Annotated in this window: 18 protein-coding genes; 6 read left to right on the top strand and 12 right to left on the bottom strand. The window is 71.3% G+C overall.

Going from position 1 to position 18,518, the window contains the following annotated elements:
• Positions 1–72: 72 nt before the first annotated feature.
• Genes Ade02nite_RS24850 through Ade02nite_RS24840 form a run of 3 tightly spaced genes read right to left on the bottom strand, consistent with a single transcriptional unit; the run spans position 73 to position 2,401 of the window.
• Complete coding sequence (locus Ade02nite_RS24850) at positions 73–828, bottom strand: ABC transporter permease (RefSeq protein WP_203768556.1); 756 nt, start codon at positions 826–828, stop codon at positions 73–75.
• Between the two features lies 1 nt (position 829).
• Positions 830–1,774, bottom strand: a complete 945-nt coding sequence (locus tag Ade02nite_RS24845; RefSeq protein WP_203768554.1) for an ATP-binding cassette domain-containing protein — start codon at positions 1,772–1,774, stop codon at positions 830–832.
• Between the two features lie 42 nt (positions 1,775–1,816).
• Positions 1,817–2,401, bottom strand: a complete 585-nt coding sequence (locus Ade02nite_RS24840) for a PadR family transcriptional regulator (RefSeq protein WP_307871231.1) — start codon at positions 2,399–2,401, stop codon at positions 1,817–1,819.
• A 34-nt stretch (positions 2,402–2,435) separates the two neighbouring features.
• Here Ade02nite_RS24840 and Ade02nite_RS24835 point away from each other — a divergent pair, with 34 nt between their 5' ends.
• Positions 2,436–4,196, top strand: coding sequence for an acetyl/propionyl/methylcrotonyl-CoA carboxylase subunit alpha (locus Ade02nite_RS24835; RefSeq protein WP_203768547.1), 1,761 nt, complete (start codon positions 2,436–2,438; stop codon positions 4,194–4,196).
• Here the strand turns inward: Ade02nite_RS24835 and Ade02nite_RS24830 are convergent.
• Entirely contained in the window at positions 4,193–4,621 is a 429-nt protein-coding gene (locus tag Ade02nite_RS24830) for a DoxX-related protein (protein WP_203768545.1), read from the bottom strand. The two genes, Ade02nite_RS24835 and Ade02nite_RS24830, sit on opposite strands and share 4 nt — an antisense overlap.
• Before the next feature lie 91 nt (positions 4,622–4,712).
• On the opposite strand from Ade02nite_RS24830, the gene Ade02nite_RS24825 reads away from it, so the two are divergent.
• The gene (locus Ade02nite_RS24825; protein ID WP_203768543.1) at positions 4,713–5,333 is read left to right on the top strand and encodes a TetR/AcrR family transcriptional regulator; all 621 of its coding nucleotides are present in this window, start codon (positions 4,713–4,715) and stop codon (positions 5,331–5,333) included.
• Here Ade02nite_RS24825 and Ade02nite_RS24820 read toward each other — a convergent pair.
• Complete coding sequence (locus Ade02nite_RS24820; RefSeq protein WP_203768541.1) at positions 5,312–5,854, bottom strand: GNAT family N-acetyltransferase; 543 nt, start codon at positions 5,852–5,854, stop codon at positions 5,312–5,314. The two genes, Ade02nite_RS24825 and Ade02nite_RS24820, sit on opposite strands and share 22 nt — an antisense overlap.
• Before the next feature lie 339 nt (positions 5,855–6,193).
• Here Ade02nite_RS24820 and Ade02nite_RS24815 point away from each other — a divergent pair, with 339 nt between their 5' ends.
• The gene (locus tag Ade02nite_RS24815) at positions 6,194–7,051 is read left to right on the top strand and encodes a DedA family protein (RefSeq protein ID WP_239169025.1); all 858 of its coding nucleotides are present in this window, start codon (positions 6,194–6,196) and stop codon (positions 7,049–7,051) included.
• On the opposite strand, the gene Ade02nite_RS24810 is transcribed toward Ade02nite_RS24815, so the two are convergent.
• Positions 6,981–8,381, bottom strand: a complete 1,401-nt coding sequence (locus Ade02nite_RS24810; protein WP_203768539.1) for an NAD(P)H-quinone dehydrogenase — start codon at positions 8,379–8,381, stop codon at positions 6,981–6,983. The genes Ade02nite_RS24815 and Ade02nite_RS24810 overlap by 71 nt on opposite strands.
• An 82-nt stretch (positions 8,382–8,463) precedes the next feature.
• On the opposite strand from Ade02nite_RS24810, the gene Ade02nite_RS24805 reads away from it, so the two are divergent.
• On the top strand, positions 8,464–8,925 hold the full coding sequence (locus Ade02nite_RS24805; protein ID WP_203768537.1) for a gamma-glutamylcyclotransferase: 462 nt from the start codon (positions 8,464–8,466) through the stop codon (positions 8,923–8,925).
• On the opposite strand, the gene Ade02nite_RS24800 is transcribed toward Ade02nite_RS24805, so the two are convergent.
• The 4 genes from Ade02nite_RS24800 to Ade02nite_RS24785 all read right to left on the bottom strand — a co-directional run bounded on the left by Ade02nite_RS24800 (position 8,926) and on the right by Ade02nite_RS24785 (position 12,256).
• Entirely contained in the window at positions 8,926–9,882 is a 957-nt protein-coding gene (locus tag Ade02nite_RS24800; RefSeq protein ID WP_203768535.1) for a GNAT family N-acetyltransferase, read from the bottom strand.
• Between the two features lie 42 nt (positions 9,883–9,924).
• Complete coding sequence (locus tag Ade02nite_RS24795) at positions 9,925–10,659, bottom strand: SCO6745 family protein (RefSeq protein WP_203768528.1); 735 nt, start codon at positions 10,657–10,659, stop codon at positions 9,925–9,927.
• Positions 10,660–10,726: 67 nt separating this feature from the next.
• The gene (locus tag Ade02nite_RS24790) at positions 10,727–11,632 is read right to left on the bottom strand and encodes a hypothetical protein (RefSeq protein ID WP_203768526.1); all 906 of its coding nucleotides are present in this window, start codon (positions 11,630–11,632) and stop codon (positions 10,727–10,729) included.
• 6 nt (positions 11,633–11,638) lie between these two features.
• A complete protein-coding gene (locus tag Ade02nite_RS24785) occupies positions 11,639–12,256 on the bottom strand; it encodes an MBL fold metallo-hydrolase (RefSeq protein WP_203768524.1) in 618 nt (205 codons plus the stop codon).
• A gap of 84 nt (positions 12,257–12,340) precedes the next feature.
• Between Ade02nite_RS24785 and Ade02nite_RS24780 the strand changes: the two genes are divergently transcribed.
• Entirely contained in the window at positions 12,341–13,315 is a 975-nt protein-coding gene (locus Ade02nite_RS24780; protein ID WP_203768522.1) for a DUF4349 domain-containing protein, read from the top strand.
• 72 nt (positions 13,316–13,387) lie between these two features.
• Here Ade02nite_RS24780 and Ade02nite_RS24775 read toward each other — a convergent pair whose 3' ends face one another.
• Positions 13,388–14,644 carry an amidohydrolase gene (locus Ade02nite_RS24775; RefSeq protein ID WP_203768520.1) on the bottom strand — a complete coding sequence of 419 codons (1,257 nt, stop codon included), beginning with the start codon at positions 14,642–14,644 and terminating at the stop codon, positions 13,388–13,390.
• A gap of 171 nt (positions 14,645–14,815) precedes the next feature.
• Positions 14,816–16,381, bottom strand: a complete 1,566-nt coding sequence (locus Ade02nite_RS24770) for an acyl-CoA mutase large subunit family protein (protein WP_203768518.1) — start codon at positions 16,379–16,381, stop codon at positions 14,816–14,818.
• A gap of 205 nt (positions 16,382–16,586) precedes the next feature.
• Here Ade02nite_RS24770 and Ade02nite_RS24765 point away from each other — a divergent pair, with 205 nt between their 5' ends.
• A complete protein-coding gene (locus tag Ade02nite_RS24765) occupies positions 16,587–18,497 on the top strand; it encodes a serine/threonine-protein kinase (protein WP_203768516.1) in 1,911 nt (636 codons plus the stop codon).
• The last annotated feature ends 21 nt before the right edge of the window (positions 18,498–18,518 follow it).

Here is an 18,518-nt window from a genome sequence, read left to right as displayed (position 1 = left end):
CAGAACTGAGCCCCGTGGCGCCAGAGCTAAGCCCCGTGGCACCAGAACTGACCCCCATGACGGCAGAGCTGATCAGCGCACGCTTCGGGCGAACTCCCGCGCCGCCCACGCGACCGCTGCCACGGCCAGGACGGCCATGATGAGCAGGCCCTGCCACACGTCCGGCGCTCCCAGATCCCCCCGGAACAGGGCGCGCGTGCCATTCACCGCCCACGAGAACGGGTTCCAGTCGGCTATGCCCTGGAGCCAGCCGGGAGCGTACGTCAACGGCAGCAGGATGCCGCTGAGCAGCAGCACCGGCTGGGCCACCGTGTTCATCAGCGGCGCCAGGGCGTCCTCGCTCTTCACGACCAGCGCCACGCCGTAGCTCAGCGCCGAGGTCATCAGCGAGATCAACGCCAGCATCAGGTACGCCAGCAGAAGGTTGCCGAGGAAGACGCGCAGATCGAACACGAGCGCCAGCAGCGTGATGATCACCGCCTGGGCGATCAGGGAGACCACGTCCCGCAGCGACCTGCCGAGCAGCAGCGCGAGGCGGCTCACCGGCGTCACCCGGGAACGTTCGATCACGCCGGCCCGCAGCTCGGCGATCAGGCCGAAACCCTGGAACAGGCCGCCGAAGATGGCGAGCAGCACCAGCAGGCCGGGCACGAAGATCTCGTACGCCTCGGCGTTGGAGCCGACCTGGAGCGCCGGCTTGAGCAGCGGCGCGAAGAGCAGCAGGTACATCACCGGCTGGAAGACGCCGACGAAGATCCAGACCGGGTTGCGCAGGAGCAGTTGCATCTGACGGTTGAAGATCAGCGAGGTGTCGCGCAGCAGTTTCATGTCAGCTCTCCCGCAGCGATCGGCCGGTCTTGGTCAGGAACACGTCGTCGAGGCTGGGGCGGTGCAGCTCGATCGTGCCGAGCGGCACGGCCGCGGCGTCGAGGGCGCGCAGGATCTGCGGGATCGCCACGGCGCCGTCCTCGACGTAGAGGCGCACGTTGTCCTCGTACGTCTCGAGCTTGTAGGAGGCCAGGGCCTGCGCCGCGGCGGCCACCGCGTCCACCGGCAGGCCCACGCGCACCACGTCGCCGGAGATCTCGCGCTTGAGGCCGGCCGGCGTGCCCGAGGCGACGATCTCGCCGTTGTCCATGATGGAGATGCGGTCGCAGAGCGCGTCCGCCTCGTCCAGGTAGTGGGTCGTGATGAAGACGGTCATGCCCTCCGCGCGCAGCCGCCTGATCTCGTCCCACATGTGTGCCCGGCTCTGCGGGTCCAGTCCGGTGGTGGGCTCGTCGAGGAAGACCACCTTGGGCTCGTGGATGACGCCGAGCGCGATGTCGACGCGGCGCCGCTGGCCGCCCGAGTACGTCTTGCACTTGCGGTCGGCGTACTCGCTCAGCTGGAAACCCCCGAGGACGCGTTCCGCCTTCGCGAGCGCGTCGGCCTTGCCGACGCCGTAGAGCCGGGCCTGAAGGACAAGCTCCTCGCGTGCGGTGGAGTCGTCCCACGTGCTGCCGCCCTGCGCGACGTAGCCGATCCGGCGGCGGACCTCGCCCGGGTCGCCGAGCAGGTCGGCACCGGCGATCGTGGCGGTGCCGCCGTCCGGCTCGATGAGCGTGGCGAGCATCCGCAGGGTGGTGGTCTTGCCGGCCCCGTTCGGGCCGAGGAAGCCGAAGATCTCGCCCTCGGCGACGTCCAGGCTGACGCCGCGTACGGCCTCGACGGTCTTTTTCTCGCGCCCCTGGCGCGACATGAACGACTTGCGCAACCCGCGAGTCTCAATCATGCGGGCAGCGTACGACTGTCAAGTTTTAGTAGTCAAACTTGATTATGGAACCGAAGGAGGGCAGGCCGCCCCGGCGGGCTTGAACCAGTCGTCCGTGGTCTCGACGCGCGTGGCGGTGCGCTCGCACCAGGCGATCTCGGCCTCCCAGATGGCGACGCTGCGCTCCCACATCCAGCTCACGTAGATCGGCTTGTTGTCCGCCCAGTCCGCGGACATCGCCGCCTCGAGCTGCTGCACCGCGGCCCGGAGCTGGGTCGCCCGGTTGCGCAGCGCCGCCGACGACTCCTCGCGGGGCAGGGCCGGCAGGAAGGAGAAGGCCGCCATGAAGGGGTCGGTCATCTGGGCGAGGTTCCACCACTCCTTGCGCAGCAGCGCCTCGAACTCGGCCACACCCTTGGCAGTTATCTCGTACGTGGTGCGCGCCGGCCGCGCGCCCACCTGCTCCGTGGCGACCTCGCGGAGCAGGCCCTCCTCGGTCAGCTTGCGCAGCGCGTGGTAGATCGAGCCGGGCTGGACGTTCGCCCATTTGTCGGCGCTCCAGCTCAGCAGCTCGCGGCGGACGTCGTAGCCGTGCACGGGCTGCGTCCACTGGACCAGGCCGAGAATCATCATGCGCGTAGCGGACACCTTCTCAGCATAGAAGTGCGACTAGGCTCGGCCCGTGCGCAAGGTATTGATCGCCAACCGGGGCGAGATCGCCGTCCGGGTCATCCGGGCCTGTCAGGACGCGGGGCTGACCAGCGTCGCCGTCTACGCCGACAGCGACCGGGACGGTTTACCCGCCCGGCTCGCCGACGAGGCGTACGCCTTGGTGGGCGAGACGGCCGCCGACACCTATCTGCGCATCGACAAGCTGATCGACGTCGCGCGGCGTTCCGGCGCGGACGCCGTGCACCCGGGCTACGGCTTCCTCAGCGAGAACGCGGACTTCGCCCAGGCGGTCCTCGACGCGGGCCTGACCTGGATCGGGCCCACGCCGCAGGCCATCCGCGACCTGGGCGACAAGGTCACCGCCCGGCACATCGCCCAGCGCGCCGGCGCCCCGCTCGTGCCGGGCACGCCCGAGCCGGTCGCGGACGCCGACGAGATCATCGCGTTCGCGCGGGAGCACGGGCTGCCCGTGGCCATCAAGGCGGCGTTCGGCGGTGGCGGCCGCGGGCTCAAGGTGGCGCGCACGATCGAGGAGATCCCCTCGCTGTTCGAGAGCGCGACCCGCGAGGCCGTGGCGGCGTTCGGCCGCGGCGAGTGCTTCGTCGAGCGCTACCTCGACCGGCCCCGTCACGTGGAGGCGCAGGTCCTCGCCGACACCCACGGCAACGTGATCGTCGTGGGCACGCGGGACTGCTCGCTCCAGCGGCGCCACCAGAAGCTGGTCGAGGAGGCGCCGGCGCCGTTCCTCACCGACGAGCAGCGCGCGTCGATCCACGCCAGCGCCAAGGCGATCTGCCGTGAGGCCGGCTACCACGGCGCCGGCACCGTCGAATACCTGGTGGGACAGGACGGGACGATCTCGTTCCTCGAGGTGAACACCCGTCTCCAGGTGGAGCACCCGGTCAGCGAGGAGACGGCGGGGCTCGATCTCGTCCGCCAGCAGTTCCGCATCGCCGATGGTGCCACTTTGGACGTTTCCACAGATCCCGTTCCGCGCGGGCACTCGATCGAGTTCCGGATCAACGGCGAGGACCCTGGGCGCAACTTCCTCCCCGCGCCCGGCAAGGTCGAGGAGCTGACGTGGCCGCTCGGGCCGGGCGTCCGGGTCGACGCGGGCGTCGAGAAGGGCAGCGTCATCGGCGGCAACTTCGACTCCCTCCTCGCGAAGATCATCGTGACCGGCGCGACCCGCGAGGAGGCGCTGGAGCGTTCCCGGCGGGTGCTCGACGAGACGGTGGTCGAGGGCATCGCGACGGTGCTGCCGTTCCACCGGGCGGTGGTGCGCGACCCGGCCTTCACCAGCGAGCCGTTCACCGTCCACACGCGATGGATCGAGACGGAGTGGGCCGGCGGCGTCGAGCCCTTCACCACCCCGGCGGGCGGCGGCGACGACGCCGAGGAACGAGAGACGGTCGTGGTCGAGGTGGGCGGCAAGCGCTTGGAGGTACGCCTGCCGGCCAAGCTGCTGACCCGCGGACCGGCCACGGCGGCGCCCGGGGCGGGGGCCGGCCGCAAGGCGCGCCGCAGCGCGGGCGGGGCCGCGGCCCAGGGGTCCGGAGCGGCGGCCCTCACCGCGCCAATGCAGGGCACGATCGTCAAGGTCGCCGTCGCGAACGGGGACACGGTCTCCGAGGGCGACGTGATTCTGGTGGTCGAGGCGATGAAGATGGAGCAGCCCCTCCAGGCCCACAAGTCGGGCACGGTGTCGGGGCTGACGATCGGCGTCGGCGAGACGGTCACCGCCGGGACGGTCGTCTGCACCATCGACTAACCAACGACGACGTAGAGCGCCGCTCCCACGAACACGATCTGGAGCAGGATCCGTACGGGGAGCGGCGTGACCGGAAGGCCGCGCCGGGCCGCCGAGACGTTGGCGGGGAACATCGCGAGCATCAGCAGCGCCAGGCAGGCGGCGGCGAGGCGTGCCGTGGCCGGCAGGAGCAGGCCCAGCACGCCGAGCAGTTCGAGCACGCCGGTGACGGTGACGAGCAGCGGCGCGTGCGGCAGCCGGGGCGGGACCATCGCGATCAGGCCGGCCCGGCGTGGCTGCGCGAAGTGAGCGAAGCCGGTCAAGGCGAACATCAGCGCCAGACCGACGCGGACGGACGGCCACCAGGCGTCGACGGCATCGACGCCGGCCAGGCCGATCAGGCGCGTGACGAGGGTGCCGACAACAAGAGCGATGAAGGGTGCCATAGCCGATCTCCAATCTTGTCAGTGTCAACATGCATCCCAGCACGGCATCTTGTCAATGGCAAGTTAGAATCGGTGAGGCAGAGGAGGGCGGATGACGAAGGGCACCTATCACCACGGCGATCTGCGCCGGGCGCTGTTGCAGGCGGCCGCCGACGCGATCGCCGAGCACGGCGTGGCGGCGATCAGCATGCGCGACCTGGCCCGGCGGGCCGGGGTGTCGCACGCCGCGCCCACGCACCACTTCGGGGACAAGGCCGGCCTGCTCACCGCCTTCGCCGCGCAGGGCTACGACGAGCTGGCCAAGGCGCTCTCCACGTCGCGGCTGGCCAGCAACAGCTTCCTCGAGCTCGGGGTCACCTACGTCCGCTTCGCGATGACCCGGCGGGCGCACTTCGAGGTGATGTTCCGCCCCGACCTCTACCACGCCGACGACCCCGAACTGCTCCGGGCCAAGGCCCGCTCGGCCGACGCCCTCTACGCCGGGGTCGCCGACCTGCCCGACGGGCTGCGCCACCGGGGCGAGACGGCGGAGCGGGCGCGCGGGGGCACCCCCGACTCCGCTCCGTCCGATATCAGACAGGCGGGTCAGGCCGCGTGGTCTCTCGCGCACGGCTTCGCCACGCTGTGGCTGTCGGGCGCCTTCCCGGACCGCGATCGGGATCCGGAGGCGCTCGCCCGGATGATCTTCGGTCAGCTCAAGGTGATCCAGTAGCGGAGCTTCTCGTCGATGCGCTCGGCCGGGACGCCGCCGTTGCGCTCGATGGTCCGCCGGGACGCCTCGTTGTCGGCGTCGCAGGTGATCAGGACCCGGTCGAGGCCGAGACCGGCGGCGATCGGCAGGGCGGCGGCCAGCATCGCGGTCGCGTGTCCCCGGCGGCGGGCCGACGGGCGCACATCGTAGCCGATGTGGCCGTTGCGCTCGCCGATCACGCCGGGCGCGAGGCGGTGCCGGATGTTGAGTCGCCCCAGGTAGTCGACCCCTTCGAGCCACCAGAGCACCGTGGTGGGCACGTAGTTCGCCGGCCGTGGCGTGTCCGGAAGAGCCTGGGCGCGCAGCCCCGCGACGAAGGAGCGGAAGACCTCGGGCGAGGACCAGGCTGGCGCGTACGCCCGGATGTCGCTGCCGATGTTGCTGTGATCGCCGGGCGAGCCGCGCCCCTCGGCCTGATATTCCGCCATGGCTTCCAGGAAGGACTTGTGGACGTCGAGCACCGGAGCTTCGAGAAGCGGCATCGGCACAGCGTAGGCGGAAGGCGGCCCGAGCGAACGGGCCGCCGGTACGGGACCTACCGACGGCCCGCCGGCCGGCACACCGAGAACGGGGGACCCGGCGTTCCGGCAACCTCACGGTACGCCGGACGCGCCCGCGCCGAAAACTTGCCTGGTGACAAATAGGACAAGACGAGGTGGCGGGCGAAAAAACCTCGCGCGCCGAGGAGATCGAGACAATACCGTGTCAGTCATCACCGACGACCGGCCCTGATCAGGAGCATCCTGAAACACAGCCCACTCTCAGGTACCTCCCCGGAGAATCCGGGAAGGCCCCGAACCACCGCGAGGTAGAGGACCCCCATGACTGAGCTGTTGACCATGATGGCAACACCGGCCTGGGCATACCTTGCTCTTTTCGGCTTCCTCGCCATCGACGCGATGATTCCGGTGGTTCCGATCCAGGCGATCATGATCACATCCGGCGCGCTGACTGTCTACGGAAATCTGAATCTCGCGCTGGTGATCGCCATCGGGGCGCTCGGCATGTTCACCGGCGACTCGATCGCCTTCGCGCTCGGCCGGTCCAGCGGCGACCTCGGCTCCGGCCGCCTCGCCGCCCTCCGCGCGCGCTACGGGCCGAAGCACGACGAGGAGGCGAAGGAGGAGTCCAAGACCCGCCGCGCCGCCGAGCGCTTCACCCGCGGCCTGCGCAAACCGGGCCCGCTGGTGCTGCTGCTCTGCCGCTTCGTGCCCGGCGGCCGCATGGCCGCCGGGTTCCACGCCGGTCGCCGGGGCTACCCCGTCAAGCTCTTCGTGCTGTACGACGGCCTCGCCGCGCTGGCCTGGGGCTCGTACGGCGGCCTGGTCGGCCACGTCGGTGGCACGGCGATCACACAGTCGGCCTGGCGCCTGTTCGCGATCGCGGCGACCGCCGCCGTGGTCTTCGGCACGGCCGGCTGGATCCTGGCCCTCTTCGGCGGCCGCAAGGAGGCCGAGGAGCTCCAGGCGGCCGAGGCCCAGGCGGCCGAGCGCCAGGTGGCCAAGCTCCAGGCGGCCGAGGCCCAGGTGGCCAAGCGCCAGGTGGCCGAGCTTCAGACGGCCGAGCTCCAGGCGGAGGCCCAGGCCGCCGAGCAGGGCCGCGCCGACTTCACTGCAGCTCGTGAAGCATCAGCTGACGTGCCGCTTCCGCGATCGAGCCCGACAACGACGGGTAGATAGTGATCGTGTGGGCCAGCTGGTCCACGGTCAGGTTGTTCTCCACCGCCATCGTGATCGGCAGGATCAGCTCGCTCGCCTTGGGCGCCACCACCACGCCGCCGACGATCTGACCGGTCGCCGGGCGGCAGAACAGCTTTACGAAGCCGTCGTGCAGGTCGGCCATCTTGGCGCGGGCGTTGCCGCTCAGCGGCAGCATCACCTGGCGGGCGGGCACCCGGCCGGCGTCCACGTCGTTCTGGCTGACGCCGACGGTGGCCAGCTCGGGGTCGGTGAAGGCGTTCGCCGCGACGGTCCGCAGCCGCAACGGCGCGACCGCCTCGCCCATGGCGTGCCAGATCGCGATACGGCCCTGCATGGCGGCGACGCTGGCCAGCGCCAGCACGCCGGTGCAGTCGCCGGCGGCGTAGATGCCGGGCACGTTCGTGCGCGACACCCGGTCGACGGTCACGTAGCCGCCGTCGCCGACCTGCACGCCGTACTCCTCGAGGCCGAGGTCGGCGGTGTTGGGCACCGCGCCGACCGCGATCAGTGCGTGCGAGCCCTCGATGACGCTGCCGTCGCCGAGCGTGACCCGCACGCCGTCGCCGGTGTTCACGACCTCCTTGCCGCGGGACTGGCTGAGGATGGTCATGCCGCGCTCGCGGAAGACCCGCTCGATCGCCATCGCGGCGTCGGCGTCCTCGTGCGGCATCACCCGCTCGCGGCTGGAGACGAGCGTGACCTGCACGCCCATGGCCAGGTAGGCCGACGCGAACTCGGCGCCGGTGACGCCGGAGCCGATGACGATGAGGTGGGACGGCAGCTCGGTGAGGTCGTAGAGCTGGCGCCAGTCGAGGATGCGCTCGCCGTCCGGCCGCGCGGTGGGCAGCACGCGCGGCGTGGCACCGGTTGCCAGCAGGACAGTGGTGGCATCCACCGCGTACTCCGCGCCGCCGTGTGGCGTAATCAACACCTGGTGGGTGTGGCCCAGCGTGTCCTCGCCGAGACGCGCCCGGCCGTGCACCACGTCGACGCCCGCCTTGATCAGCTTGGCCTGGATGTCGCCGGACTGGGCCAGCGCGAGCTTCTTGACCCGCTCGTTGACCGCCGCCGCGTCGACGCTGACACCGTCGAGCCCGGCCGACCGGATGCCGAACCGCTCGTTGTGCCGATAGCCCGTCATCACCTCTGAGCTGGCGATGAACGTCTTGGACGGCACGCAGTCGGTCAGCACGCAGGCGCCGCCCGGACCGTCCGCCTCGACGAGGGTGACGTCCGCGTCGAGCTGAGCCGCCACCAACGCGGCCTCGTACCCGCCCGGTCCCCCACCGATGATCACGATCCGACTCACGACGCTTCCCTCCACGCGGTAATGTGCCGACACGCACTCCTTGTATTCTCCACCACCGCCCGCTCGGGCTATCGTCATCGCCGTGCGTCATTACGCCGCGTATGGCTCGAACCTCGACCCCGCCCGCATGCGGGCCTACTGTCCGCACTCGCCCATGGTGGGCGTGGGGTGGATAGAAGGCTGGCGCCTGACCTTTGCCGGTGAGGGGGAAATGGGCTGGGAGGGCGCGGTCACCACGATCGTCGAGTCACCCGGCGACCGCGTCTTCGTCTCGCTCTACGACGTGCACCCCTGGGACGCGGCGCAGCTCGACGAGGTCGAGGGCGTGACCGCCGGGGCATACCAGAAACTCACCGTGCGTGTATCGACGCTCGAGGGTGAGTTCAGCGCCTGGGTCTACGTCTTCGACGGCTACGAGGGCGGCATGCCGACGGCGTGGTATCTCTCCGAGATCGCCAACGCGGCGGAGAAGGCCGGGGCGCCCGACGACTACGTCGAGGAGCTGCGCCGGCGGCCCACCCGCACGTCGTCGCCCGAGCAGTGACTAGATGACCTTCTGATACACGTTCGCCTCGTAGAGCGGCTTCATGCCGACAGCGAGGTAGAGGCGCGCGGCCTGGGTGGGGTTGGCCATGTCGACGCCCAGGCCCGCCTTGGCGCGCCCCTTGCTCGCATAGACGGCGAAGGCGTGCCGAAGCAGGGTCTCACCCACACCCCTCTTGCGGTACGAGGAGAGCACGCCGAGCCTCTTCACCCAGCCCTCGTCGTTCGCGTCGCCGCTGTCCGCCGACGACTCCAGCGCGCCCACGACCCGCCCGTCGATCTCGGCCACGAACCATTCGTCGTACACATGCACGGGCTCCTCGTCGAGGAGCTTGCGCCAGGCGTCGTAGTCGGCCGTGCGGTGGTCGGAGTCGAGGAACGCCTGCTGGATGACGCCGTGGAAGGCGCGCATGTCGGCGTCGTCGTCCGGGCGCACGAGCCGCACGGTGACGCCCTCGGGCGGCGCGGGGGCGGTGTGCGGCACGCCGTCGAGGGACATCTGCATGCGGGCGTGCTGCTTGAGGAAGGTGAAGCCGCGGTCGAGAAGCGCCTGGATGTACGGCTTCTCGGTCGGCACCGCGCCGGCGCGCACCTCGTAGGGGCTGTGACCGAACTCGGCGCCGCGCTCGGCCGCCCGGGCCAGGATGATGTCGAGCAGCGGCTCCATGGCCGGCAGGCCCCGCTCGGGCCAGACGTAGACCTCGACGAAGTCGCGGTCGGTCGCTGACGCGTTGACCGGGAAGGCCCAGCCGACGACCTTGTGCTGGTCGTCGAGGGCGAGCCAGACGTCGCGCGCCATGTCGGTGTTGGGCTCGGTGAGCGACTCGCGGACCTCTTCGGCGCTGAAGTCGGGGTAGCCGAGGGCGGCGATGTCGCTGGCGTGCACGAGCTCGAGGATGGCCGGCACGTCGTCGAGGGTGGGGCGGCGAAGGCTCCAGCCGCGGGGAAGCTCGGTCATCGGAGCATCGGACCACGGACCGGGCGGCACGAGCCACCAAATTTAGCCGAGGCGGTGCCGCAGCGACTCGAGCAGCCCGATCAGCTCGACGCGCTCGGCCGTGTCGAGCGACGCGTACGCCTGGCCGGCCATCGCGTCGGCCACCGACTCGGCCCACATCAGCCGCCGCACGATGGGGCCGGCCGGCGGATAGGGCGGCTGCCAGCCGAACGCGACGGCGCCGGTCTCGCCGTCGGGGCCCGCGATGATCGCCTGGAGCGGGGTGAGCCCGCTGGCCCGCACGGCCACCAGGTGCACGCCGAGCCGGTGCTCGTGCAGCAGGTGGAGCAGCACCGCGACCTGGGCCCCGGCGGCCTGCTCGGGCACCGGCATGGCGCGCCAGGCCGCGAAGAGGGGCAGCGCCGCGTAGTCGACGGCGTTCACCACCCGCCGGGCCAGCTCGTGCAGCCGGCCGAGCCGCGGGAAGCCGCCGAGCTGGTCGGCGCCCCAGGTGCAGAGCTCGTGCAGGTGCCAGGTGGCCACCTCCATCGGCGCGGAGGTCTTGGCGGTCGCCTCCCAGCCGTCGATGACGGCCTCGGGGGCGATCAGGCCGATGGCGGCGGCGACCGTCTCGGGACGCACGTCGCCGAGCGCGCCGGCACGCGCCGACACGTGGTACGCCCAGCCGGAGAGGCCGAGCAGCCGGGCACGGCGAAGGGTCTGCGGCGACTCGGCAAAGGCGCCCACGATGGTGGCGAGTCCCGTCTTGGCGGTGGCGGCAGCCTGTTCGGGGGTCACCTGCCCGATTCTGCTCTCCCGGGACCGATTCGGAAAATAATCTTCCCGTAAGGACCGCGGAAACCGATCAATCCGGCTCGTCCCCTTCAAGATCCTCCAACGCGGCCTGCACGTCGCCGACCTCGCGGCGGGCCGCCGCCGCGGCCCGTTCGGCGTCGCGACGGGCCTGTTTGCGGCGCGCCACCTCGGCCTGCGCTTCGGTACGCCGGCGTTCCAGTTCCGCCAGCTCGGCGTCCAGATCCTCCACGACGTGACCAGCGTCACGTTCGGCGTTCTCCGCCTTCTCGAGCTGCTCGTCGGCGCGCCGCTCCGCCGCCTGCGCCGAGCCCAGGCGGCGGCGCAGCTCCCGCTTGCGCTGCTCCCGCTCGCGGCGGCGGCGCTCGTCGGCGGCCCGCTCCCGCGCGGACGGTTGCGGCAGCTCGATGACCTCGGCGTCGTCGCCCTCCTCCTCGGCCTCGTCCGGCGCATCGGTGACCAGGCGAAGCCGGGGGCGGGGCACCTCGCCGAAGCCCGCGTAGGTCGCGGCCCGGATCAGCCGGCCGGTGCGCACCTGGGCGGCGATCTCCGGCTCGGCCATCGCCGCGGTCAGCGTCGCCTCCACCTCGGCCAACGGCAGCTTGATGCCCGGCTCCTCGGCGCGGGCCAGCTTGCCGGCCGCGGAGACCAGCGCCGAGACGACCTGGCGCCGCTGCGCGGTCAGCTCCCGCAGCGCCTCGCCGTCGAGGCCGCGCTGGGCGTCGCGCAACGCCGTCGCGAGGCCGGCCAGCTCCTCGACCAGCTCCGGACGGCGCAGGGCGAGCAGGTTGACCACCCAGGCGGCGACCGTCGGCTTCTTGAGCGCGGCGAGCCGCTTGGCGGTCGCCCGGTCCCCCGCCTTGCGGGCCTGCTCGATCGCGGCCGTCCGGGCCGCGACGAAGCCGTCCGGCGGCGCCTCGTAGAGCCGCTGGATCACTTCATCGGTGGCGGTGCCCATCGAGCGTCAGTCGATCACGGTGCCGGGCGCCACGTGCGCGTACTTCGTGCCGCCGAGCCGCTCGAGGTGGCCGTCGGAGATCTTCGCGCCGGTCTCGTTGAGCAGCGCGTCGTGCAAGGCGTACGCCCGGCCCGGCTGGACGGCCCGGACGAAGTCGATCGACTCCATCAGCTTCATCCATGGAGCATTCAACGGCGCGAACAGCGTGTCCACCGTCGCGTCCTCCGGCACGGTGAACGAGTCGCCGGGGTGGTAGAGGTTCGTGGCGCCGTCGGCCACCAGATAGGCCACGTTGGCGATCCGCGGGATGTCGGGGTGGATGACCGCGTGCTGCCCCCCGTACACCTTGATCTGATAGCCCGCCACGGTGAGCTCCTGGCCGGGCTCGACGGCCGTGGTGGCGCCGGGGAAGTCCGTCAGCTTGGCGAGCACGTCGGCGTGGGCGTAGACGTGCGGCACGGAGGCGATGGCCTCGGGGTCGAGATGGTCGATGTGCTCGTGCGTGACCAGCACCGCGTCCGCGCCGTCGAGCGCAGACCGCTCGCTGAACGCGCCCGGGTCGATGACGAGAACGCCCTCGCCCTCGACGCGAAGGCAGGAGTGGGTGAACTTGGTGATGCGCACGGGACCCTCCGTTGCAGCCGATTCGTGACCATCCACCTCGCAGTCTGCCGGAACCGGGAAACGGCCGCCGCACGTCCCATGGCCATGCGCACGAACCGAAGCCGAAAGACATATCTGCTCGGGACGGTCACCCTTCTCGGGCTGTTGCTCGCCGGATGCAGCGGCGATTCCGCGGACGAGACCCAGAGCTCCAGCGGCGGGGCCGCCGCACCGGCCGCGGCGCCGGATCAGCAGACGCAACAGAACCAGCCGGGCCAGACGACGGAGCAGGCGCCGGCACAGGGCAAGGACACCACCGCGCAGGCGCCCGACCTGCGGGTCGAGCAGCGCTCGATCATCTATCGAGGATCCCTGTCGGTACGGGTGAAGGACGTCAACGCCGCGGCCGGTCAGGCCACCGGCATCGCGAACACCGCGGGCGGCTTCGTCGGCGGCGACAACCGCACCAGCGGCTCCGGGGCCGGCACCGCCACCCTGACGCTGCGCGTGCCCGCCGACAAGTTCGGCACGGTCGTCGACCAGCTCGCCGATCTCGGCGACGAGGAGCAGCGCCAGATCAACACCGAGGACGTGACCGAGCAGGTCGTCGACCTCGACGCCCGGATAGCCGTGCAGCAGGCCCGGGTCGACAGCGGCCGCAAGCTACTCGGCCAGGCCAAGTCGCTCGACGACCTGGTCATGCTCGAGCGCGAGGTCGCGACCCGCGAGTCCGACCTGGCATCGCTGCAGGCCAAGAAGCGCAATCTCGCCGACCTGACCGCGCTCTCCACGATCACGGTCACCTTCCTCGACCCCGACGCCGACCCGGTCGCCGGGCCGGTCGACGACGATCCGCCGGGCTTCCTGGCCGGGCTGGGCGCCGGGTGGGACGCGCTGCTGGCATCGCTCCGGGTGCTGCTGACCGTGCTGGGCGCGCTGCTGCCATGGCTGATCGCGCTGGGCGTGCCGGTGTGGGCGATCTACTACGCGATCCGCCGCATGCGCGCCCGGCAGACAGGGCCGGCGAGCGCCGCGCTGGCCACGCCCGCTCCCGCGCAGCCACCCGCGCAGCAGGACTGACCGGCGGACAGAGCCGCGGCGGCGACCGGCGATGCGGTCGCCGCCGCGTCCGGCGCTGGGAAAGGCGGCGCGTCAGAAGGCGCCGGTGGCCAGCGCGGCGAGCGCCGTGTGCGCCATCACCCTGATGCCGTAGCCGATGCAGTTCTCGTCGACGTCGAAGTCGCCCTGGTGCAGGTCGTGCTTCTCGTCGGAGCCGGGCCGCGCGGTGCCGAGCCGGATCATCGCGCCCGGCACGTGGTCGAGGTAGAAGGCGAAGTCCTCGCCGCCCATGCTGATCTCGGCCTCGACCACCCGGTCGGGGCCGAGCGTGGCACCGGCCGCGCCCGCGATCACGGCGGTCGCCATCCGGTCGTTGATCACCGGCGGGACGCCGCGGTGGTAGCCGACCTCGACGTGCGCCCCGGTGGGCGCGACCACGTCCTGGATCAGCTTGGTGATCAGCTCGGGAGCCTCGCGCCAGGCGTCCCGGTTGAGGATCCGCACCGTGCCGCGCGCCTCGCCGACGCCGGGGATGGCGTTCGGCGCCTCGCCCGCGTGCACCGCGCCCCACACCAGCGAGACACCGGCGCGCGGGTCGACGCGGCGGTCCAGAAGCGACGGCACGTCGATGATGATGCGGCCCAGCGCGTGCACCAGGTCGGCGGTGAGGTGCGGCCGGGCGGTGTGCCCGCCCGGGCCGGTGACCTTGACGTCGATCATGTCGGCGGCCGCGGTGAACGGGCCCGACCGCACGCCGACCAGGCCGGCCGGCAGCTGCGGGTAGCAGTGCAGCGCGTAGATCGCGGCAACGTCCTTGAGCCCGCCCGCGGCGATCACGTGCGGTGCGCCGGAGGGCACGGCCTCCTCGGCCGGCTGGAAGATCAGCCGGACCCGGCCGGGCAGCTGGCCGCGTTCGTCGAGCTGGGCGAGGGCCAGGCCGAGGCCGAGCATGACGGTGGTGTGCACGTCGTGGCCGCAGGCGTGCGCCACGTTCGGCACAGTGGAGCGGTACGGCACGTCCTTGAGGTCCTGCAGCGGCAGCGCGTCGAGGTCGGCCCGGAAGGCGATCACCCGGTCGCCGGTGCCGATGTCGCAGATCACGCCGTTGCGGTCGGGCAGCAGCCGGGGCGAGAGGCCGGCCACGGCCAGCTCGCGGGCGACCAGCGCCGCGGTCTCGACCTCGCGATAGGAGGGTTCGGGGTGAGCGTGAATGTGCCGCCGAATCGCTACGAGCTCCGCACCTCGGGAGGCGAGCCAGCGGTCGAGCTGGCCGGGCAGGGGCTCGGCACCGGGCAACGGCCCGGGCCACTCCGTCTGGGCCCCGTCGGGCTCCGTCAGAGTAGTAGTCACGTCGGCTTCCGTATCTTCATTGAAGTTTTGTCGGGTTTTCGCGACGCGCGACAGCTTAGACCGTTTTAGGTAACGCTGTGCAACGCCATTCCCGCCCACGCCTACAACCGGTTACGGTCCGTTGAGGTGACGCGGTTCAACGGTGGCGTCCCGGGTTGCGGGACGCCACCGTCAGAAGCGCTCGACGGGGTGATGGACCCCCCACACGCCGCGCAAGGTGTGGCACACCTCGCCCACTGTGGCACGAAGGCGCAACGCCTCTTTCATCAACGGTAGGACGTTCTCGTTCCCACCGGCGGCCTTCGCCAAATCCGCCAGGGCTGTCTCGACCGCCACACTGTCGCGCTCGGCGCGCAGCTTCGCCAGCCGGGCCGCCTGGGCCGCCTCGATCGCCGGGTCGACGCGCAGCGGCTCATAGCGCTCCTCGGCCTCGGCGGCGAACCTGTTGACGCCCACGACCACCCGCCCGCCGCTGTCGATCTCGTTGGCGATCCGGTACGCCGAGGTCTCGATCTCCTGCTTCTGGAAGCCCTGCTCGATCGCGTCCACCGCGGACCCGTAGGAGAAGACCCGCTCGATCAGCTCGGTGGCCTGCCGCTCGATCTCGTCGGTCATCGCCTCGATCGCGTACGAGCCGGCGAACGGGTCGACCGTGCCGGTCAGGCCGCTCTCGTACGCGAGGACCTGCTGGGTGCGCAGGGCGAGCCGCGCCGACTTCTCGGTGGGCAGCGCGATCGCCTCGTCGTACGCGTTGGTGTGCAGCGACTGGGTGCCGCCGGCGACCGCGCCGAGCGCCTGGATGGCGACGCGGACGAGATTGACCTCGGGCTGCTGGGCGGTGAGCTGCACACCCGCGGTCTGCGTGTGGAATCGCAGCATCAGCGATTTCGGATCTTTGGCGCCGAACTCGTCGCGCATGATGCGGGCCCACATGCGGCGCGCGGCGCGGAATTTGGCGATCTCCTCGAGCAGGGTCGTGCGCGCGACGAAGAAGAACGACAGCCGCGGCGCGAAATCGTCGACGGCGAGGCCCGCGGCGATCGCGGCACGCACGTACTCCATGCCGTTGGCCAGCGTGAAAGCGATCTCCTGCGCGGGCGAGGCGCCGGCCTCGGCCATGTGATAGCCCGAGATGGAGATCGTGTTCCATTTCGGGATCTCCGTGCGGCAGTACGCGAAGGTGTCGGCGACCAGGCGCAGCGACGGCTTCGGCGGGAAGATGTACGTCCCCCGGGCGATGTACTCCTTGAGGATGTCGTTCTGGATGGTGCCCTGCAGGGCCGAGCCCGGAACGCCCTGCTCCTCGGCGACCAGCTGATAGAGCAGCAGCAGCACCGAGCCCGGCGCGTTGATCGTCATCGAGGTGGAGACCCGGTCGAGCGGGATGCCGTCGAAGAGCTGCCGCATGTCGTCGAGCGAGTCGATCGCCACCCCGACCTTGCCGACCTCACCGTGCGCGATGGGCTCGTCGGAGTCGTACCCCATCTGGGTGGGCAGGTCGAAGGCGACGGACAGGCCCATGGTGCCGGCGGCGAGCAGCTGGTGGTAGCGCGCGTTGGACTCGGCCGCCGTGCCGAAGCCCGCGTACTGCCGCATGGTCCAGGGACGCTTGGTGTACATCGTGGGATAGACGCCCCGGGTGTACGGGAACTCGCCCGGCTCGCCGATGGGCGCCTCGGGGGACACATCGCCCGGACGGTAAACCGGCTTGATCTCGAATCCCGACTCCGCGTTCACACCCGTGATCCTAAGGCTTCGTTCAATTCGAATGAGTGAGGACTTTCGCACTCTCCGTCCGAATACGTCCACCGAATGCAGTTCCCCGGTCACCTACCGTCGAGTTCGGGTAAACACGAGCCTCGTGACTTTCAAATCGGGCCTCGGAACCGGCAAGATAGCGGGGTTGGTCGACGGCCCCTAGACCCCCTCGGTGGCATCCTCAGTGACTCAGATTCCGACGTGGAGCGGTGGCAACACGGCTCCCACCAGCGGACGCGCAGCTCCTGGCACGCTCATCGGCGGGCGGTACACACTCCGTGCCGCGGTGGGTCACGGTGGCATGGGCACGGTGTGGCGAGCGGCGGACACGCTGCTGCGCCGGGACGTGGCGATCAAGGAGGTCGTCCTCCCGCCCGGCCTCGCACCCAGCGACCGCGACGCGATGTACGAGCGGACCATGCGCGAGGCGCGCGCGGCAGCGGCCCTCCAGCACCCGGCCGTCGTGCAGGTCTACGACGTCGTGCACGAGAACGGCCGCCCGTGGATCGTGATGGAGCTGCTCGACGCGCGCAGCCTCGCCGACATGGTGATCGAGGACGGGCCGGTCGCGCCCCGCGTCGTCGCCAAGATCGGCATCGCGCTGCTCGGCGCCCTCGAGGTGGCGCACGCCCACGGCGTGCTGCACCGCGACGTCAAGCCGGCCAACGTGCTCATCTGCTCCGACGGCCGCTGCGTGCTCACCGACTTCGGCGTCGCGCGGATGCCCACCGACGTGCAGCTCACCACGCCGGGCATGGTGCTCGGCTCGCCGCACTTCATCTCGCCCGAGCGGGCCATGGGCAGCGAGTTCGGCCCGCCGAGCGACCTGTTCTCGCTGGGCGTCACGCTCTACACCGCGGTCGAGGGCCGTCCCCCGTTCGACAAGGGCGACCCGATCGAGACCATGCACGCGGTGGTCGAGGACCCGCCGGCACCCGCCGTGCGGGCCGGCTCGCTCACCCCCGTGCTGATGGGCCTGCTCGAGAAGGACCCGGCCCGGCGGATGGACGTCGGCACCGCCCGCACGATGCTGCGCCAGCAGCTCGCCGGCCCGCTGGCCAGCAAGAGCCCGCCGCACATGATGACCGACCCCTACTCGGTCGTCCCCTCGCCGCGCCCGCCGGCCGTGCCGGCCGAGACCCAGCCGATCCCGCCCCAGCCGAGCGGTCAGATCGGCGGCCGGGCCATGCTCTCGCCCGGCGACTCGCTCACCGACCACCTGGCCAAGCTCCAGCAGGAAAGTGCCGCGGCCGGCCGCCTCGGCGCCGGGCCGGGCGATCTGCCGCCGACCGGCGCGATGCAGGCACCGCCGCCGCTGCCCACCGGCGACACGACCAGCGTGCTGCCGCCCCGCGAGGCGTGGAACGGCGCCCGCGCGGCGCGCGACCCGATGCCCGGCGGCAGGGTCGTGATGAGCCCGGCCGCCAAGCGCAAGGCGATGATCGGCAAGGTGGTCGGCACCGCCCGCCAGACGGCCGACCGCGCGGTGACCACGGTCAAGGGCTGGCCGCGGCAGAAGCAGCTCATCGCCGGCGGCGGCGCGCTCGGCGTCGTGCTGCTGCTGGTGCTGGTCTTCTCGCTGACCGGCGGCGGTGGCGACGACAAGACCCCGGCGGCCGCGCCGCCGTCCGCCGTCGAAAATGTGGCACCGACCTTCGCCACCCAGACGTACAAGGACCGCGGCATCACCGTGCTCGTGCCCGCCGGCTGGAACCGCAAGGCCGCCGGCAGCTGGGTCGACTACTCCGACCCGCAGGACGCCAAGCGCAAGGTCCGCATCCTGATCGAGAAGTCGAAGGGCACGCCGACGTCGTTCCTGGGCGTCGCCGAGAGCAACCTCAAGAAGGGCACGACGAGCTGCACGACCCCGTACGCCCGGGTGGGTCTGGCCAAGGCCCAGATCGCGGGCCGGGAGGGCGCGGTGCTCGAGTACAAGTGCGGCACCGGCGCCGAGGGCCGGCACGGCCTGTGGGGCGCGGTGGTGACCGGCGGCAAGGCGTACTCGTTCTACCTGACCACCAAGGAGTCGCAGTTCGCCGCCAGCAAGCCGATCTTCGACCAGATGATCAAGTCGTACGCCCTGGGCGCGGCCTGACGGTTGGCGCTCGTGCTATCA

The organism is Paractinoplanes deccanensis, from assembly GCF_016862115.1.
GTDB lineage: Bacteria > Actinomycetota > Actinomycetes > Mycobacteriales > Micromonosporaceae > Actinoplanes > Actinoplanes deccanensis.
The sequence above is the reverse complement of the archived record's forward strand: the minus strand, read 5'-3'. Positions and strand labels throughout refer to the sequence as shown.

What these genes read in the sequence shown, in the direction of transcription:
- Ade02nite_RS24850 (WP_203768556.1), bottom strand. Translation starts at nt 828, where the DNA reads ATGAAACTGCTGCGCGACACCTCGCTGATCTTCAACCGTCAGATGCAA.
- Ade02nite_RS24845 (WP_203768554.1), bottom strand. Translation starts at nt 1,774, where the DNA reads ATGATTGAGACTCGCGGGTTGCGCAAGTCGTTCATGTCGCGCCAGGGG.
- Ade02nite_RS24830 (WP_203768545.1), bottom strand. Translation starts at nt 4,621, where the DNA reads ATGGCACCCTTCATCGCTCTTGTTGTCGGCACCCTCGTCACGCGCCTG.
- Ade02nite_RS24825 (WP_203768543.1), top strand. Translation starts at nt 4,713, where the DNA reads ATGACGAAGGGCACCTATCACCACGGCGATCTGCGCCGGGCGCTGTTG.
- Ade02nite_RS24820 (WP_203768541.1), bottom strand. Translation starts at nt 5,854, where the DNA reads ATGCCGCTTCTCGAAGCTCCGGTGCTCGACGTCCACAAGTCCTTCCTG.
- Ade02nite_RS24815 (WP_239169025.1), top strand. Translation starts at nt 6,194, where the DNA reads ATGACTGAGCTGTTGACCATGATGGCAACACCGGCCTGGGCATACCTT.
- Ade02nite_RS24800 (WP_203768535.1), bottom strand. Translation starts at nt 9,882, where the DNA reads ATGACCGAGCTTCCCCGCGGCTGGAGCCTTCGCCGCCCCACCCTCGAC.
- Ade02nite_RS24790 (WP_203768526.1), bottom strand. Translation starts at nt 11,632, where the DNA reads ATGGGCACCGCCACCGATGAAGTGATCCAGCGGCTCTACGAGGCGCCG.
- Ade02nite_RS24780 (WP_203768522.1), top strand. Translation starts at nt 12,341, where the DNA reads ATGCGCACGAACCGAAGCCGAAAGACATATCTGCTCGGGACGGTCACC.